18 protein-coding genes are annotated in these 17,579 nt (G+C 32.6%); 13 read left to right on the top strand and 5 right to left on the bottom strand.

The genetic code is table 11. The annotated features are described in order from the left end of the window. The first annotated feature begins 895 nt into the window (after positions 1 to 895). From Q4548_RS08490 to Q4548_RS08525, 8 genes are all read left to right on the top strand, one after another. Positions 896 to 1,711 carry a prephenate dehydratase gene (locus tag Q4548_RS08490; RefSeq protein ID WP_303453713.1) on the top strand — a complete coding sequence of 272 codons (816 nt, stop codon included), beginning with the start codon at positions 896 to 898 and terminating at the stop codon, positions 1,709 to 1,711. Positions 1,712 to 1,713: 2 nt separating this feature from the next. Beyond that, entirely contained in the window at positions 1,714 to 2,862 is a 1,149-nt protein-coding gene (locus Q4548_RS08495; protein WP_303454109.1) for a pyridoxal phosphate-dependent aminotransferase, read from the top strand. A gap of 38 nt (positions 2,863 to 2,900) precedes the next feature. Further along, entirely contained in the window at positions 2,901 to 3,749 is an 849-nt protein-coding gene (locus tag Q4548_RS08500; RefSeq protein WP_303453715.1) for a prephenate dehydrogenase, read from the top strand. A gap of 18 nt (positions 3,750 to 3,767) precedes the next feature. After that, entirely contained in the window at positions 3,768 to 4,850 is a 1,083-nt protein-coding gene (locus Q4548_RS08505) for a bifunctional 3-deoxy-7-phosphoheptulonate synthase/chorismate mutase type II (RefSeq protein WP_303453717.1), read from the top strand. 137 nt (positions 4,851 to 4,987) lie between these two features. Then, positions 4,988 to 6,130, top strand: coding sequence for an adenylyltransferase/cytidyltransferase family protein (locus Q4548_RS08510; protein WP_303453719.1), 1,143 nt, complete (start codon positions 4,988 to 4,990; stop codon positions 6,128 to 6,130). 149 nt (positions 6,131 to 6,279) lie between these two features. Beyond that, complete coding sequence (gene rsgA, locus Q4548_RS08515; RefSeq protein WP_303453722.1) at positions 6,280 to 7,221, top strand: ribosome small subunit-dependent GTPase A; 942 nt, start codon at positions 6,280 to 6,282, stop codon at positions 7,219 to 7,221. Beyond that, a complete protein-coding gene (gene dtd / locus Q4548_RS08520) occupies positions 7,218 to 7,670 on the top strand; it encodes a D-aminoacyl-tRNA deacylase (protein WP_303453724.1) in 453 nt (150 codons plus the stop codon). The genes rsgA and dtd overlap by 4 nt, the downstream gene beginning before the upstream one ends. Before the next feature lie 2 nt (positions 7,671 to 7,672). After that, positions 7,673 to 9,205, top strand: a complete 1,533-nt coding sequence (locus Q4548_RS08525) for a hypothetical protein (RefSeq protein ID WP_303453727.1) — start codon at positions 7,673 to 7,675, stop codon at positions 9,203 to 9,205. On the opposite strand, the gene Q4548_RS08530 is transcribed toward Q4548_RS08525, so the two are convergent. Further along, complete coding sequence (locus Q4548_RS08530; RefSeq protein WP_303453729.1) at positions 9,202 to 11,271, bottom strand: putative porin; 2,070 nt, start codon at positions 11,269 to 11,271, stop codon at positions 9,202 to 9,204. The two genes, Q4548_RS08525 and Q4548_RS08530, sit on opposite strands and share 4 nt — an antisense overlap. Positions 11,272 to 11,348: 77 nt before the next feature. Here Q4548_RS08530 and Q4548_RS08535 point away from each other — a divergent pair, with 77 nt between their 5' ends. From Q4548_RS08535 to Q4548_RS08545, 3 genes are all read left to right on the top strand, one after another. Next, positions 11,349 to 11,951 carry a ribonuclease HII gene (locus tag Q4548_RS08535; protein ID WP_303453731.1) on the top strand — a complete coding sequence of 201 codons (603 nt, stop codon included), beginning with the start codon at positions 11,349 to 11,351 and terminating at the stop codon, positions 11,949 to 11,951. 53 nt (positions 11,952 to 12,004) lie between these two features. Continuing rightward, on the top strand, positions 12,005 to 12,718 hold the full coding sequence (locus tag Q4548_RS08540) for an ABC transporter permease (protein ID WP_303453734.1): 714 nt from the start codon (positions 12,005 to 12,007) through the stop codon (positions 12,716 to 12,718). Between the two features lie 188 nt (positions 12,719 to 12,906). After that, on the top strand, positions 12,907 to 13,584 hold the full coding sequence (locus tag Q4548_RS08545) for an ATP-binding cassette domain-containing protein (RefSeq protein ID WP_303453736.1): 678 nt from the start codon (positions 12,907 to 12,909) through the stop codon (positions 13,582 to 13,584). Here Q4548_RS08545 and lipB read toward each other — a convergent pair. Together lipB and Q4548_RS08555 are read right to left on the bottom strand one after the other, a co-directional pair. Continuing rightward, positions 13,581 to 14,288 (bottom strand): lipoyl(octanoyl) transferase LipB, encoded by a 708-nt coding sequence (gene lipB, locus Q4548_RS08550; protein WP_303453739.1) that lies wholly within the window; start codon positions 14,286 to 14,288, stop codon positions 13,581 to 13,583. The genes Q4548_RS08545 and lipB overlap by 4 nt on opposite strands. After that, positions 14,269 to 15,003 carry a hypothetical protein gene (locus Q4548_RS08555; RefSeq protein ID WP_303453742.1) on the bottom strand — a complete coding sequence of 245 codons (735 nt, stop codon included), beginning with the start codon at positions 15,001 to 15,003 and terminating at the stop codon, positions 14,269 to 14,271. Before Q4548_RS08555 ends, lipB begins: the two co-directional genes overlap by 20 nt. 67 nt (positions 15,004 to 15,070) lie before the next feature. On the opposite strand from Q4548_RS08555, the gene gldA reads away from it, so the two are divergent. Next, a complete protein-coding gene (gldA, locus tag Q4548_RS08560) occupies positions 15,071 to 15,964 on the top strand; it encodes a gliding motility-associated ABC transporter ATP-binding subunit GldA (RefSeq protein WP_303453744.1) in 894 nt (297 codons plus the stop codon). Here the strand turns inward: gldA and Q4548_RS08565 are convergent, their stop codons facing one another. Then, entirely contained in the window at positions 15,965 to 16,321 is a 357-nt protein-coding gene (locus Q4548_RS08565) for a DUF4870 domain-containing protein (protein ID WP_303453746.1), read from the bottom strand. A gap of 51 nt (positions 16,322 to 16,372) precedes the next feature. Here Q4548_RS08565 and Q4548_RS08570 point away from each other — a divergent pair, with 51 nt between their 5' ends. Next, on the top strand, positions 16,373 to 16,828 hold the full coding sequence (locus Q4548_RS08570; protein ID WP_303453748.1) for a DUF4442 domain-containing protein: 456 nt from the start codon (positions 16,373 to 16,375) through the stop codon (positions 16,826 to 16,828). Here the strand turns inward: Q4548_RS08570 and Q4548_RS08575 are convergent. Then, positions 16,821 to 17,507, bottom strand: coding sequence for a DUF4369 domain-containing protein (locus Q4548_RS08575; RefSeq protein WP_303453750.1), 687 nt, complete (start codon positions 17,505 to 17,507; stop codon positions 16,821 to 16,823). The two genes, Q4548_RS08570 and Q4548_RS08575, sit on opposite strands and share 8 nt — an antisense overlap. Between the last annotated feature and the right edge of the window lie 72 nt (positions 17,508 to 17,579).

Below are 17,579 nucleotides of genomic sequence, written 5' to 3' on the forward strand. Positions count from 1 at the left end.
AGAAGTTCTATCTCACCCATATCTCTCAAATGAGAACCATTGATTTTTTATAATAAGTTTAAGAATACGATACAAAAAGAATACTACTAACAGGGTCATCGATCGCAGTCGAGATGTTAAAAAAGAAAGGGTCATCGATGGGTGTTGAGAAGTTCTATCTCACCCATATCTCTCAAATGAGAACCATTGATTTTTTATAATAAGTTTAAGAATACGATACAAAAGGAATAGCACTAACAGGGTCATCGATCGCTGTCGAGATGTTAAAAAAGAAAGGGTTATCGATGGGAGTCTAGAAGTTCTATCTCACTCATACTTCTCAAATGAGAAGCCATTGATTTTTTATAATAAGATGAAGAATACAATACAAAGGAATACCTCTAAGGTTCATCGAGCGCAGTCGAGATGTTAAAAAAGAAAGGGTCATCGATGGGAGTCTAGAAGTTCTATCTCAGCCATACTTCACAAATGAGAAACCATTGAGTATTTTATAAGAGGATGAAGAATATGATACAAAGGAACACCTCTAACAGGGTCATCGAGCGCAGTCGAGATGTGTCCACCAGCTCCATAACAAAGACAAAAAACACATAAAAATGTCCGTGTGAGTAAAACTCAAGCAATAAAATAAATTACGTATAGAAAATAGATTGGTCCCAAGAACAATAGCTGTTGTATTCAATCACCAACTTTTTTTAAATAATACTTGCAATTATAGATTTAATTAATACATTTGTCTCAGATATTACAATTTATGAAATTATTCAACACTAACGGATTTTATTATTTTTTCTTCTTTAACAAGAAGGAGAGACTTTTCGTGTGTTAACATTATATATAGCATAACTGAAAGTCTCGATTTTATCGAGGCTTTTTTTTTGCCAAAAAAAGTAGAATGAAAATAGCAATACAAGGAATAAAAGGTTCATACCATCACATCGTAGCTGAGAATTATTTTGGAGCTGAAATTGAATTGGTAGAGTGTATGACTTTTGTAGAAATGCCAGACATTGTCTTGAGAAATGAAGTGGATTATGCTGTAATGGCTATTGAAAATTCTATTGCAGGGGCAATTTTGCCAAACTATGCATTGATTGACGAATCGGATTTGACCATTGTTGGAGAATATTACTTGGGAATCAATCACAATTTAATGGCATTACCAGGACAAAAAATAGAAGACATCAAAAAAGTACATTCTCATCCCATGGCTTTGTTACAGTGTAGAAGTTTTTTTAAGGATTATCCACACATCAAACTAATTGAAGATGTAGATACAGCAGATGTAGCCAAAAGGATACAAGAAAACAAATTGTCTAAAATAGGGGCAATTGCCAGTAGCAAAGCGGCAGAAATTTATGAATTGAATATTGTTGCTGAAGAAATACAGACGATTAAGAAAAATTACACAAGGTTTGTCATCGTTCAAAAAAAGGAAGTGTTAAGAGAAGTAACTGCAACAAAAGCTTCTTTAAAATTTGTGTTGAAACACGAAAGTGGTTCTTTGGGAGAAGTATTGATGTTGTTGGCAAACCATAAGGTGAATTTGTCAAAAATTCAATCGTTACCCATCATTGATTGTCCTTGGGAATATGCTTTTTTTGCAGATTTGGTTTTTGAAGATTACCAGGAGTATAAAAATGCAATCAGTGACATTAGATCAAAAGTGTCGAGTTTAAAAATTTTAGGAGAATATAAAGACAATAAGTAATGATTGTTTCTACAGCAAATAGGTTAGGAGATGTAAAAGAATATTATTTCTCTAAAAAATTAAGAGAAGTAGCAAGTCTTAGAGCCGCAGGTAAGCAGATTATCAGTCTGGGAATTGGAAGTCCAGATTTAACACCAGACAAAAGTGTATTGTTGGCTTTGAACAATGCTTCCAAAGAAGTGACAGCTCACGGATACCAATCGTACCAAGGGTTGCCAGCTTTGAGACAAGCGATGTCTTCTTTTTATGAAAATAATTTTAAGGTGGCTTTAGATCCTGAAAAAGAGGTATTGCCATTGATGGGGTCTAAAGAGGGAATCATGCACGTTTCGATGGCTTTTTTAAATCCTGGAGATCAAGTATTAGTACCAAACCCGGGATACCCAACGTATACATCAGTAACAAAGTTGGTGGGAGCAGAGCCTGTTTTTTACGATTTGGTAGCAGAAAATAAATGGTTGCCAGATTTTGAAGCTTTGGAAAAATTAGATTTGTCTAAAGTGAAAATCATGTGGATCAATTATCCACACATGCCAACGGGAGCAACAGCCAAAAATAAAGTATATGATAAGTTGATTGCTTTTGCCAAAAAACACAAAATATTATTGGTTAATGACAATCCGTACAGTTTTGTATTGAACGACAATCCTGAGAGTATTTTAAAGTACGAAGGTGCAAAAGAAGTTGCTTTGGAACTAAATTCGTTGAGTAAGAGTTTCAATATGGCGGGTTGGAGAGTTGGAATGTTTGTAGGAGCTAGTACGTATTTAGCGCAAATATTAAAGGTAAAAAGCAACATGGATTCTGGAATGTTTTACGGAATTCAAAAAGGAGCGATTGAAGCGTTACACTTGTCAAAAGATTGGTTCAAAAGTATCAATGAACACTACCACAGACGTAGGGAAATAGTATATCAAATTTTAGACGAGTTGAACTGTGTGTACGACACTTCTCATGTGGGAATGTTTGTTTGGGCAAAATTACCAGAGGGAATCACATCCGAGCAAATGACAGACAAAATGCTGTACGAAAAAGATGTATTCATCACACCAGGTACCGTTTTTGGAAGCAATGGTGAGGGATATGTAAGATTGTCTTTGTGTGTGTCAGAAGAAAATTTAAAAGAAGTCTTAGCTAGGGTAAAAGCATAGATCAAGTAGGGATAGAGTATAGATAGAGTAGTAAAAATATGTTGGTAACAGTTATAGGTTTAGGGTTGATAGGAGGTTCTTTAGCGTTGGAATTGAAAAAACGACTAGGGTATACTGTTCAAGGAATTGATGCAAATTCTGTAAATGCTCAAAAGGCATTAGAGTTAGGGATTGTAGAGAGCGTTGTGAGTCTTGAAGATATTACTACGAGTGATGTGGTTGTCTTAGCCGTGCCAGTAAATTATTTACCCAGTTTGACACTTCAAGTGTTAGACCTCATAAAAAAGGATGCTGTTGTCTTTGATATGGGTTCTACGAAAGAGAAATTGTGTAAAACTGTTGAAAATCATGAAAAAAGGAGTAATTTTGTGGCCGTTCATCCTATTGCAGGTACAGAATATTCAGGTCCAGAAGCCGCAATATACAATCTGTTTGATGGTAAAGTAAATATTATTTGCGATAAAGAGTTAAGTAGTAGTGCTGCAGTAACTAAGGTTTTAGAAGTATTTGAGACTTTAAATATGAGAACTACTTTTATGAATAGTATAGCACATGACAAGCATATTGCATACGTTTCACATTTGTCACATATCAGTTCTTTTATGTTAGGGAAAACGGTGTTAGAGAAAGAGAAAAACGAAAAGAATATTTTTGATATGGCAGGTTCTGGTTTTGAATCTACGGTTCGTTTGGCAAAAAGTTCACCAAATATGTGGAGCCCTATATTTATTGAAAATAAAGAGAATATATTAGATTCTTTAAATGAATACATTGATAATTTGATAACATTTAAGAATTTGATTATAGAGGAAAATAGTGAAGGTTTGCAGAAAACGATGAAAGAAACAAACCATATTAAAGAAGTATTAAACGGAATTCAAAAATAAAAGTAGATAATTACTAAGATGGAAAACAAAAAAGAATTAAGAGCGTGGTTGGATGACATGAAATTAGATCATCCTCTAGTAATTGCAGGACCTTGTAGTGCTGAAACAGAAGAGCAAGTATTAAAAATTGCTCACGAATTGAAAAATACAGACGCTACTGTATTTAGAGCAGGTGTATGGAAACCAAGAACTAGACCAGGTGGTTTTGAAGGTGTTGGTGCTGTTGCATTACCATGGTTGAAAAAAGTAAAAGAGCAAACAGGATTGTTAACTGCTGTTGAAGTTGCTAATGTTGCACATGTAAAATTAGCCTTAGAAGCAGATGTTGATATTTTATGGTTAGGAGCTCGTACTACAGTAAACCCTTTTGCAGTACAAGAAGTTGCTGATGCATTAGAAGGTACTGATAAAATTGTTTTGATTAAAAACCCAATCAACCCAGATTTAGCTTTATGGTTAGGTGGTGTTGAGCGTTTGTACAAAGCAAATATCAAAAACTTAGGAGTAATTCACAGAGGTTTTTCTTCTTACAAAAAAACAAAATATAGAAACGTGCCTCAATGGCAATTGCCAATTGAATTGAAACGTAAATTCCCAGATTTACCAATTATCAACGATCCATCTCACATTTGTGGAAACAGAACTGGAATTCAAGAAATTTCTCAAATTGCTTTAGATTTGAACTTTGAAGGATTGATGATTGAAACTCACATTACTCCAGATGAAGCTTGGTCAGATGCTGCACAGCAAATTACACCTGCTCGTTTGGTGGAAATAATGAATGATTTAAAAGTTCGTAAACCAAAAGCAGAAGGAGAAGCTTTGGATCAATTGAAAGAATTACGTTCTGAAATTGATGTAATTGACAATCACCTTATCCAAACTTTGGCAGAAAGAATGTCTGTAGCAGAACAAATTGGAAAAGTTAAAAAAGCTCAAAATGTTTCTGTATTACAAGATGCTCGTTGGGGAGAGATTTTAGATAACATGGCTAAAATTGGAGAAGAAGCAGGATTGAGTGAAGATTTTATCAAAACTGTTTATAAGGCAATTCACCAAGAATCTATCAATAAACAAGAAGAAATAGTTACTTCTAAGTAATATTTAGATAGCATTATTAAAGCGTCAAAAAAAGCGGAAACATTCTTTGTTTTCGCTTTTTTATATTTTGTAATAAAATGTTTTGTAAATAATTATAACATAGTATATTTGATTATACTAACTAAAAAAAAATTGTAATGAAAGTCTTTGTTTCCGGTTGTTTTGATATGTTACATAGTGGTCATGTTGCCTTTTTTAAGGAAGCCGCTACTTATGGTGATGTGTATGTAGGTATAGGTTCTGATAATACAGTAATGGAGTTAAAAGCAAGACACACCATTAATTCAGAACAAGAAAGATTGTACATGGTCAAATCAATAAAACATGTTACAGATGCTTTTGTGAATAGAGGTGGTGGGATTTTAGATTTTGAAGAAGATCTGAGAGAATTAATGCCAGAAAAGTGCCTTGTAAATGAGGACGGACATTCTTATGCAAAAGAAAAGTTGTGTAAAGAATTGGGAATCGAATATATAGTGCTTGAGAGAATACCAGAAGCAGGTTTGCCTGAAAGATCTACGACTCAAATTAGAGGTGGAGTTGGTAGTCAATTACCATATCGTGTGGATTTAGCAGGTACTTGGATTGATCAACCAGATGTGTCTAAAATAGCACCAGGTTGGGCTATTACTGTTTCTGTTGAGCCAATTATTGAATATAATGAACGTAGCGGTATGTCTACTTCTACTAGAAATGCAGCTAAAGTCATTTGGCCGTATAATTTGCCTTTAGAAAAACCAGAAAAATTAGCTGAGATTTTGTTCAGATATGAGAATAGACCTGGAAATACTATTATTTCTGGAGCTCAAGATGCCATAGGTATTTGTGTTCCTGGTTTGACAAGACATTACTACAATGGAGATTACTGGCCAGAAAAAATCGAGAAAAAATACGATGAAGAACTTTTACAATGGATAGAAGATCATGTGTCTATGATGACATTATGGCCTCGTCCTGCAGGAACTGATTTATTATCTAATACAAATGTTACTAAAGAAACTGTTTCTAAATTGACAGCAGCTGCTGAGAAGTGTTGGGATGGGATTATTAACAAAGATTTAGAAAAATTTAGTGCTGCTTTCTTAGAGTCTTTCCAAGCACAAATTGCCATGTATCCAAATATGGTAACTCCAGAAATCCAAGATGTAATAGATCAAGTTAAAGATGATGCTTTAGCTTGGAAATTGTCCGGAGCAGGTGGTGGAGGGTATTTGATTTTAGTATCTGACAAACCTATCAAAAACACCATGAAAATTAAGGTTCGTAGATGGAATTTGTAAATTAAATAGTCAGTTTTAAATGATCAAGAATTGATATTAGCTTTAAAAAAGACTAAAATTGTTGTTAAAGAATAAAAAATGGGAATAGATTTAAATCTATTCCCATTTTTTGTTTGCGACTATCTATTGAAAACAACTATTTTTGCTATATGAATGGAATTGTAACAAAGTCTACAGGAAGTTGGTATTCGGTGAGAACCGAAGAGGGAGTGATTTATCAGTGTAGGATTCCTGGGAAGTTTCGAATGAAAGGGATTAAGAGTACAAATCCTATCGCAGTAGGAGATGAAGTGATTTTTGAACTAGAACCTAAAAAGGAAACTGGAGTGGTTAAAGAGATCAAAGACAGAAAAAATGTCATTGTTCGTAAATCAGTAAATCTTTCTAAGCAAACACACATCATTGCCTCAAATATTGACATCGCTTTTTTGGTGGTAACACTTCACAACCCAGAAACTACTACTACTTTTATCGATCGTTTTTTAGCAACAGCTGAGGCCTATAGTATCAAAGCTATTTTGTTATTTAATAAAATTGATACACATGATACTGAGATGGACGAGTACAGAGAAGCATTTCAGTACATATACACCAGTATTGGTTATGAATGTATAGATGTATCTGCTATAGAAAAAATTAATTTAGATGTTGTGAAAAACATCATGAAAGATAAAGTGAGTTTGTTTGCGGGTCATTCAGGTGTTGGCAAATCTACTTTGGTGAATGCTATTGAGCCAACATTGAATTTAAAAACCAAAGAAATTTCAGAGCAACATCAACAAGGGCAACATACAACTACTTTTGCAGAAATGTATCCATTGTCTTTTGGTGGTTATATTATCGATACTCCAGGGATTAGAGGTTTTGGAGTTGTGGACTTCGGAAAATATGAGGTTACAGATTATTTTCCAGAGTTATTTGCTTTAAAAGGATTGTGCAAATTTAACAATTGTACCCATGTAGAAGAACCAAAATGTGCTGTGAAAAAAGCTTTAGAAGAAGGGTTAGTGTCTGAAACTAGATACGAAAGCTATTTGCAATTGCTAAAAGAAGAAGAAGAACATTATAGGCAAGACATTTTTAAATCATGAGAGTAGTTGTTCAAAGAGTTTCAGAAGGAGCTGTTACTATTGACAAAGAAACAGTAGCTAGTATAGCTAGTGGATTGGTGGTTCTAGTTGGAATTGTACCAGAAGATACTCAAGAAGATGTGGAATGGTTGTGTCATAAAATTGTAAAATTACGAATTTTTGGTGATGAAAATAACCAGATGAACTTATCTGTTAAAGAAGTAGATGGAGATATTATTGTAGTCAGTCAATTTACACTTCACGCATTGACAAAAAAAGGAAATAGGCCTAGTTATATAAAAGCAGCAAAGCCTGAAATAGCAGTTCCTATATATGAAAGTTTTAAAAAACGTTTGTCAGAATTGTTAGAAAAAGAAGTGCAAAGCGGTCAGTTTGGTGCTGACATGAAAGTTGCATTGGTCAATGATGGTCCGGTAACCTTATTAATAGATTCTCATCAAAAAGAATAAATATGAAACAGTTTTTTTGGATTACAATTTTAAGTATTCAATTGGGTTTTTCTCAAAATTATTTAGTAGAAAAATTACCTTCTAGAGTTCGTTTGTCTGGGGAATCTATCCATATGGATGGTGAACCTGATATGGGTTTTTTAGGAATTGGATACGAAGTATTTGGTTTGGCTCAAAAATTTCCAAACTGGTATTTTGGAGTGAATACCTATTCAGCATTAACAGGAATGAGGTCTGGTTTTTTTGTGTTCGGAGTCTCTACAGGAATTCACAAACCGTTGTATAAAAACAAATTGTTTTACGATGCAGGATTGTTTTTAGGAGGAGGAGGAGGAAGTGCTGCTCCGGATGGAGGAGGTTTTATGGTAAGACCTCATTTGGATTTAGAAGCAAAAATTTCTAAGATAATGGCTATAAGATTAGGAATTACTGGAGTTGATTTTTCTGACGGAGGTGCCATTACAAGTTTGCATGCCAACCTAGGCTTGACAATGGATGTTGATACCTATTTTTCTAGAAACACAAATTTTATAAATGATAAAATTGTTCAAAAACCAAGTGGTTTTTACAAGTTAAACGCATCTATGTTGTCAACCACTTTGTTCAACTTTAGCAAAGGACCATTAAAAACTACTGGGGCTAATTCAGCTGACTTTCCAGCTATTTCTTTAATTGGTTTTGAGTTGAATCGCTTTTTAACAGAACATTTGTATGCTACTGTAGAATTAGGAGGAGCTTACAAAGGTGGAGTTGATGGATTTATGATGTATTTGTCAGGATTGGGATACGAGCTTCCTTTTTTGAAAAATCATTTTGTTTTAGACTTTAGAGCATTGATTGGTGGTGCTGGTGGTGGTGCTGTTGAGTTTGGTGGTGGTTTGGCTACTCAGTTTGAGGTTGGTTTAGGTGTTCATATTAAAGATTATTTGTTAAAAGTAAATTTAGGAAAAACTTATGCTCCTAATGGAGAGTTTGAATCCAATCAAGTAGATATTTCCTTAGGAAGATCTTTTAAATTGTATAAAAACCAAAGCGATTTAAGAGAGGGTGTCGTTGCTGAAGAAGATGTCACTTTGGAAGAATTCAACTTTTCTACCTATAATAGAGCTTATGTTTCGGGATCTAAAAGAGACAAGTCAGGAAGGTTGTATGACAAGGTTTTTAATTTGATAGGTTTTGAAGTGGAAAAGAAATTCAACCAAAATTTAGGTTTGGTTGCAGCAACAGTATGGGCTTACCAAGGAAATTATGGAGCGTATGCAGAAGGATGGTTGGGAATGCAATATTATATTCCGTTACACAAAACATGGAGTCTTAGCACCAAAGGGATGATTGGAGCAGGTGGAGGTGGAGATATTAATCTGGGTAATGGTTTGGCTTTTCAATACGGTTTAGGTATTGAAAAGAAAGTCAACAAACGTTGTGGTATATTTTTAAATGTAGGTCAAGTTAGACCTGTTCAAAATGGAAATTTCACACCCGTATTGGTAGATCTTGGATTGAAATTAAACATCAATCAATTGGTGAAAAATTAATTCCAAAAATTCCAAACAATTCCTAGTCTAATAGATAGATCTTTTGCAGGTTGGTTGCTTGTTGCAAAGTAATTTCTACCTGTGATAGCAGCAGTTACATTTTCTACTTTAAAATAAATACGCGTACGTCTTACTTCTCCGTTTACAAAAACATCAAACGTAGGGTAATCTCCTATTTGAGTATTGTTTTGTATGTAAAATTCGTTCAAAGCAGGATTGTAGTCGTTTGCGTAATATTTGCTAAAGTATTTAAATGTGAGTCCTATTTGAGCCAATAAAGGGTCTCCTTTAAAGAAATAACTTTGATAGTATAACGTATTTCTGGTCACAAATTCAGGCACTCTAAAAGCTTCTTCTCCTTGAGTTGTTTTCTGGTAAAGAATACTGTTGTTGAATGCAAATTTCCCGAATTTTAGTTCACTGCTTAATTTTAGTTTTAAATAATCAATGGTTTGTGAGTATTGACTCGCCACACTATTGCTATTAAAATAAGCGTAATTTTTTATTTGATGTAAAAACAAATCAGCTCCTAACCATTTGGTTTTAATACTTCCGTAAAGTGTTCTGTATATTTCGTTGTCAAAATTCTGTTCCCAGTTTAAATTGCTAAAATTGGATTGATAAAAAGTAGTGTTGTTGTTGGGTGCTATAGATTTTAATTGAAAACCTGCTTTGGCAGAAACGTTGTTTTTTAGTTGAAAACCAGCATTTATATGCAAATTGCTTCCTAAATCTCCACCACTGATAATTTGTTGTGCGTAGGCATTTAAAAACACTCCTTTAAAGCGACTGTTCCAAGAACCTCCAAAAGAAGTATAATTGATGTTTTTCTCTTTAGATATTGCTTCAGTTTCATTTACAACTTTTGATGTTTCATAGACTTGAGCAATTGAGTTGAAAGCAGTAAAAATTTTAAAATTTCCTAAAATATATGGTGAGTTAAATTTTAGATAAATCTGATTTTCTGTAGTGTTGTATTCTGTTTTGTCTTTGGTGTCATCACTTTCTCTAGTTCCAAAAATACTAGAGTTATCATCAAAATATTCTGTGTCAGATGAGGTAAATTGATATTTCAATTTTTCGGTGCTGATAAAGTGACCTAGTTTTAAATTGGTCATGTTCAGATTCAAACTGTCTTTGGAGTTTAAAATTCGAAGTTCGTGTTCGTAATAAAAACGAGTAGATTTTAAATAACTTTCAGAATCACTTAAGTTGACATCCACTCTACCTCTGGCACTAAAATCTGGATTGTCATTTTTAAATTCGGTAACAGAGCTTTCTGTAAGTCCTCCATTTTCTAAATTGTCAATTTTTTGAGAAATGATATGAGTTCTAAATTGATATCTTTTGGCTGTATTGTAGTAAGTGTAGGTTGTTCGGAAGTTTATATGACTGGCTCTAGCTCTTTGGTAGTCTCCTACAGATCTTAGTCCTTTGTATGCAATGGAGAAATTTTGATGTTTTCCAAAGTTCGTTGTGAAAATACTATTCAACAACTGACCATCAAACCCAGACCTGTAAAACAGAATGGTTGTTGGCGTAGGAACATGGTAATATTCCATGTCTTCTAAGGCATAATAGTTATAAAGTTTGGCATTAACTCCTAAAGTTGGAGTCAGCTTGTTGTTGATGAAATCGTAGGCTAGTTTGTTATAACCTTGTCCTTGATTGGCAAATTCTAGCCATTCAAAATCGTCTTTTTGAGTATAATTGTGTCTAAAATAATTGTCAATGTTTAAGGTTGTGTCTATCTGAATAGTATCATATGCTTGTGTAATGATTTTATAATCCACATACCTACCTCCATACATATTCCGAACACTGTCTAATGGAATTAGAGTTTTCTTTTTAGAGTTTTTAGGAATAATTGTGTCTTTTTGTATTACAATCCCTTTATTTACTAAAAACAAGTTGTCTATCTCAGTGTTTTTTTCTGGAGAACTAGGAACTTTTTTTGTTGATTCTTTTAAAATTAGACTGTCTTGTTGTATTGAGGCAGCGTCCACTTGCGAAAACAAACTGTTGATCGACATAAAAAATATCCAAAGAAATAAAGGTTTTTTCATATTTTAAAATTGCTTAGCAAAGGTAATTTTTTTAAACAAATAAGAATGATTAATATTGGTTACTCGAAACAATAAATATGCCTTTATTACATAATTTTTCAGGAAAATTGCTTGAAGCAGGTACAGATGAAGCCGGAAGAGGTTGTTTGGCAGGACCTGTTGTAGCTGCAGCTGTTATTTTACCTAAGGATTTTAAAAATCCTTTGTTAAATGATTCTAAGAAGTTAACGGAAAAACAACGTAAACTATTGTTACCTATCATAGAAAGAGAGGCAATAAGTTTTGGGGTGTCATTTGTTTATCAGCAAGAAATTGATGAAATCAACATTTTACAAGCTTCCATCACAGCCATGCATAGAGCCATCGACGATTTAGAGACAATACCTGAATTTATTATTGTGGATGGAAACAAATTTAGGCCTTATCAAGAAATTCAAAGCGAAACAATTGTCAAAGGAGATGGGAAATATTTGTCTATTGCAGCTGCATCTGTATTGGCAAAAACCTATCGTGATTTGTACATGGAGAAAATCCATCTTGAATTTCCTCAATACAATTGGAAAAAAAACAAAGGTTATCCAACCAAAGAACACAGACAGGCCATTAGAGAAATAGGGAGTTGCAATCACCATAGGCATACTTTTAAATTGTTGCCAGATGAGCAATTGAACTTGTTTTAGATTTACTGTTTTGTTTGGTATGAAGATTGACTATACTGATTAAATTTATTTTTGTGAAAGAGTATTTGAAACTTCAATTTAAATTGATAAACAGAAAGTTTAAAGATGCAGGCCTAGAACCATGGATGGCTTATGCTTTGCTACTCCTTATTTTTATAGGAGCTTCTAATTTTTTGTTCTCCAAATTGCCTTATCCTAATTGGTCTTATTTAGTTATCGGTGGTTTATTTGTGTTAAAACTATCAGAAAAACATAGAAATGATTTTTTAAAACAAGTATTTAAGGATTATAGAAGCATAAGAGTTGTAGAAAATATTGGTTTGTCCATTCCTTTTGTTTCTTTTTTAGTTTATAAGACCTACTTTTTTACAGCCTTGTTTTTCTGCTTGTTATGTGTTTTATTCGCTTTTTATAAAGTTGAAAAAAAACATAGTTTCACTCTTGTTGCTCCTTTCACAAAAAGATTATATGAGTTTCAGGTTGGGGTTAGAAGATGGTTTTATCTCTATCCTATTTTGTATTATTTAACTTATATTTCTACAACTGTAGCAAATCCCAATTTAGCTATGGGTGCTCTATTAGCATTGTTTGGAGTAAGTATTATGTATTATTTAAAACCTGAAAATGAATATTTTGTTTGGAATTATAATTTAAGTCCTAAAGCTTTCTTAAGATATAAAATAATAACAGCCATTACTTATACCACCATTTTATGTCTGCCAATGTTTTTCATTTTTATATTCTTCAGAACTTTTTCTGTTTGCTAATTTTTATGTGATTGGATGTCTTTACCTAGCTACAGCAATTTTAATGAAATACAGTGGTTCTTTTTCTTTAGAAATATCAATTCCTCAGTTTATTATATACGCTTTGATGTTTTGGTTTCCGCCGTTTATTCTATTTGTAGCTCCTTATTTTTATATCAAATCCCTAAAACAACTAAAAACAATATTGCATGTTGAAAATTGAAAAGCTAAGTAAGTCTTATGGTAAAAAACAAGTATTGAATTCCGTTAACTTGAATTTAGAAACAGGAAAAGTTTATGGAATTGTTGGTCAAAACGGAGCGGGTAAAACAACTTTGTTTAGATGTATTTCGGGATTAGAAAATTATGAAGGAGAGATAAAGTCAGAGTTACATCCCCTAAAAGATCATTTAGGACTATTGTTTACAGACCCTTATTTCTTTTCTAAAATTACAGGAAAAGAATACATTCAGTTGTTGTTACAAGGAAGAAAAGTAAAATGTAATGATATAGAGCAAAATAATATTTTTGACTTGCCATTGAACCAATATGCAGAGAGTTACTCTACAGGAATGAAAAAGAAACTAGCTTTAACAGCCATTTTATTACAAGAAAATGATTTTTTTATTTTAGATGAACCTTTTAATGGAGTTGATATTCAGAGTAATTTTATGATTGTTGAAGTGATTAAAAAAATTAAAAATTCAGGGAAAACGATATTGATGTCCTCGCATATTTTCTCAACATTAAAAGAAGTATGTGATGAAATTCATGTTTTGGAAAAGGGAACGTTTGTTAAATCTTATGAAAAAAATGAGTTTTCGTTATTGGAAAAAGAAATGAATAGTTTTGTGTTTGGAAACAAATTAGATTCGTTAAAGTTTTAAATCAATTCCCACTCAAAAAGTGTTGTCAAGTGTTTTAACAATTTAGTTTGAACTTCTTCAAAATCTAATTTTTTACCCAATTCAGCTTCCATAGAAGTCACGGCTTTGCCTTTAATTCCACAAGGAATGATATTGTCAAAATAACCTAAATCTACATTTACGTTCAATGCAAAACCATGCATGGTAACCCAGCGACTGCTACGAACGCCCAAAGCACATATTTTACGAGCAAATGGAGTTCCAACATCCAACCAAACACCAGTTTCTCCTTTACTTCTCTCAGATTTAATTCCGTAATCTTCCAAAGTTAAAATAACAGCTTCTTCTAAAAAACGAAGGTACTTGTGAATGTCTGTAAAAAAATTATCCAAATCTAAAATAGGATAGCCTACAATCTGACCTGGACCGTGATACGTAATATCTCCACCTCTGTTACTTTTGTAAAAGGTAGCTCCTTTTTCAGTCAGTTGTTTTTCACTTAACAATAAGTTAGACAAGTCTCCACTTTTACCCAATGTGTAAACGTGCGGGTGTTCTACAAACAACAAATGGTTCTGTGTAGGGGTTTGGGTATCATTTTTACGATTGTCCATTTTTGTCTGAATAATCGCCTGAAACAATTGATCTTGATAATCCCAAGTTTCTTTGTAATGCTTGGTTCCTATATTTTGATAAAGGACCTTTTTATTTAAATGTGACTTCAAATTCTAATAAATATGGGTTTGAAACAAGAGTGTCCATTGGATATTTAATTTCCAATGTTTTTTTGTCTTCGGATATAAATGCGTTTGTAAGAGTACTATTTTTGATTTTATTTTCAAAATGATATACAAGTCGGTAATTAGATTGAATGTAAATCATTTTCCCTTGTTCTATGGATTTTTGATAGAGGGACTCATCTTCTTTAGACAATTTTTTTTCAATCACAAATCTCCTGATTTTTTTCTTATTCAACTCATATCCTATTTGATATTTTATGGGTGTTTTAGGTTTTGAACTGTTTTTGTATAAAGAACCTGCTGTTTGAAACAAGTTTTGTAGATCTTGCACCTGATTGATATTTTCAAAACTATTGTTTAGTGAGAAAAGACTATTGTTTTCCGAAGGGTCTACATATATCTTTAGGGTGAAGTTTTTTAGTGCATTGATGATTTTTTGGTCATCAGGATCTAACTTTTTGATACTGTCTTTTGCTTTGTTGATGATGTCTTTGAAATAGATAAGCGTATCTACTTTTTTTTCAACAGCATTGCTAGTGTTTTTATGGTCTCCAATATTCCCCATTGCAGCTAACATTTTACCACTATCTACCTCAAAAAGAAGGGTTCCTTTTCCATTTTTTTTAAGATATAATTCTTCTTTAAATTCACATCCTGTAAGGAAAAAAGAAAAGCTAAGTACTAGTAAAATTTTCCTCATCAAAGTATCTTTTTTGTAGGATTAAAAGTAGTAAAAGAATGTTTAAATTAGCCTAAAATTTTCTTGGATGTCTATCAAAGTAGTGAATGTTTCAAAGACGTATAAAAATCAAACAGCAGTAAATGCATTGAGTTTTGAAATTAACAAAGGTGAGATTGTAGGTTTTTTAGGCCCGAATGGTGCTGGAAAATCTACAACCATGAAAATGTTAATGGGTTACATTTGCCCTACAGAAGGAGAGTTGTTCATCTGTGGAACAAAAGTATTGTCAGATAAAAATACAACGAATAAGAATATTGGTTATTTGCCAGAACACAATCCGTTGTACAAAGAAATGTTTGTAAAAGAATACTTAGGTTTTGTAGCTCAAATACATGGTGTAGACAAACATCAGGTAGAACTAGTTATAAAACAGACAGGTTTGACACCAGAAGCTTCTAAAAAAATACATCAACTGTCAAAGGGATATCAACAGAGAGTTGGTTTGGCAGCTGCCTTAATCCACAATCCAGAAGTGTTGATTTTAGACGAGCCCACCACAGGATTGGATCCAAATCAATTGATTGAAATACGAGAACTAATCAAAGAAATTGGAAAGAAAAAAACAGTCTTATTTTCTACACATATTATGCAAGAGGTAGAAGCAGTTTGCGATAGGGTAATTATTATCAATAACGGAGATTTAAAAGTAGATGCAAAGTTGTCTGAGTTGAAAGCTGGTCAGCTACAAACAATTCAGGTTACATTTGATTTTAAGATAGAAGAACAGTTTGTCAGCAGGATAAAAGAGTTGAAGTCCTACAACAATTATCACGATAATGATTGGGAATTTGTGTTTGATACAGAAGAAGACAAACGTTCAGATATTTTTGATTTTGCACAAGAACAAGGCTTGAAAATCTTACAAATGAACACCAAAAACAAAACTTTAGAAGCTTTGTTTAAGGAAGTAACTCAATAACTATTTGATAATTTCCAAGCTAAATGGATATCGATACAATTGTCCGTTGTAAGCTGCAAGTGTTGCAATTACAATAAAGTAAATGTATAAAAAGCCAAAGATTATAGCTAGCGGAATTACAACAATTGCTCCAAGACCAATGGTTAGAAAAACAAATAATGCGGCTACTGCACCTAAAATTAAAATAGAGAGTTGAAAATTTAAAGCAGCTTTGCCATGTTCTCGTATAAAATAACTTTCATCTTTTTTTAACAACCATATAATAAGAGGGATAATGATTGGAAAAGTTCCGTTTAAAAATCCTGAGAGATGTAAAATCATGGCTAGAATTTTTTCTGTTTTGGTGTCTATGTACATGGTTAAAGTATTGAATTTTTATGTATCTTATTGAGTGCAAATAAAATTACAATGAAACTTACTGCTAAACAACTAAATAGATTTTTAATCGTAAAACTTCCTTCTGCTTATTTATGTGGAGTTAGGGTTGATTTGTTAGATCAAGATACATGCAAAACAGTGGTCAAATACAAATGGATGAATCAGAATCCTTTCAAATCTATTTATTTTGCTGTTTTGGCAATGGCTGCAGAACTTTCTACAGGGGCGTTAGTGCTGAAAAAAACATCTGAAACGGATGTGAAATTTTCAACATTAGTAATAGGGATGAATGCAAATTTTTATAAAAAAGCTGTGGGAAGAATAACTTTTACTTGTGAAAATGAAAGATTAGATGAATATGTAGGTACTGCCATTCAGACCCAAGAAGGAACTGCCTTTAGCATGTCTACAACAGGTGTAGATGAATTGGGAGATGCTGTAGCTGTGTTTGAATTTCAATGGAGTATCAAAATCAAAACTACTTAGTTTCAAGTGTGCTTTTTAACAAGATTCCATACTTGCTTTTTTTCATACTTTCACTTAATTCATTGTAGATTTTTTGTTTCAATTGAGGTGCTGCCTGATCCATTTTCGCATAAGCTATGTAAGGACCAATTTCATTGTCTTTGTTAATAATTGCGTAATTTGCAGAGAATAAATACATTCTTTTCAAGTTTCTAAGACGTTTGTTTTCTATCTCTTCTACAGCAGCAAAATCATTGTGTTTTTGAGATTCAAACTTATTTTTAATCAAATCAAGATTTTCATCTTGGAATCTTTTGATGTAATCTTGATAATTTTCTAACAATTCTTGAAGTTTAGATCCTGAAATTTTAGCATTGGCATAAAATGCATCTATATTGGTTTGAATATTTATGATACCATGTTCTCCAAAAAAATAAAGTTGTTTGGTTCTAGATTTGTTAACAGAAAGTATAAACATTTCTGGTTCTTTAATGTTTTTAGCAAACTGAAAAGTTTCTGTACCGTTATCTAGATGAATAGAATCAACTACAATTAATTTAAGACTGTCTATTTTTTCTAAATAAATAGTTCCTTTTTTCAATCCTGTTATTTTTCCATTCACAATAAAGTTTTTATCGGAGTTGGAATTAGAACAGTTAAAAAGAGTAATGACTAGAATTAAAGAAATAAATTGTTTCATGTTGTTTTTGTAAAAAATAAACCCACTACAAAAGTAGTGGGTTTGCAAATATATATATATTATTTAATGATA

Source organism: Wenyingzhuangia sp. 2_MG-2023 (assembly GCF_030548295.1).
Lineage (GTDB): Bacteria > Bacteroidota > Bacteroidia > Flavobacteriales > Flavobacteriaceae > Wenyingzhuangia.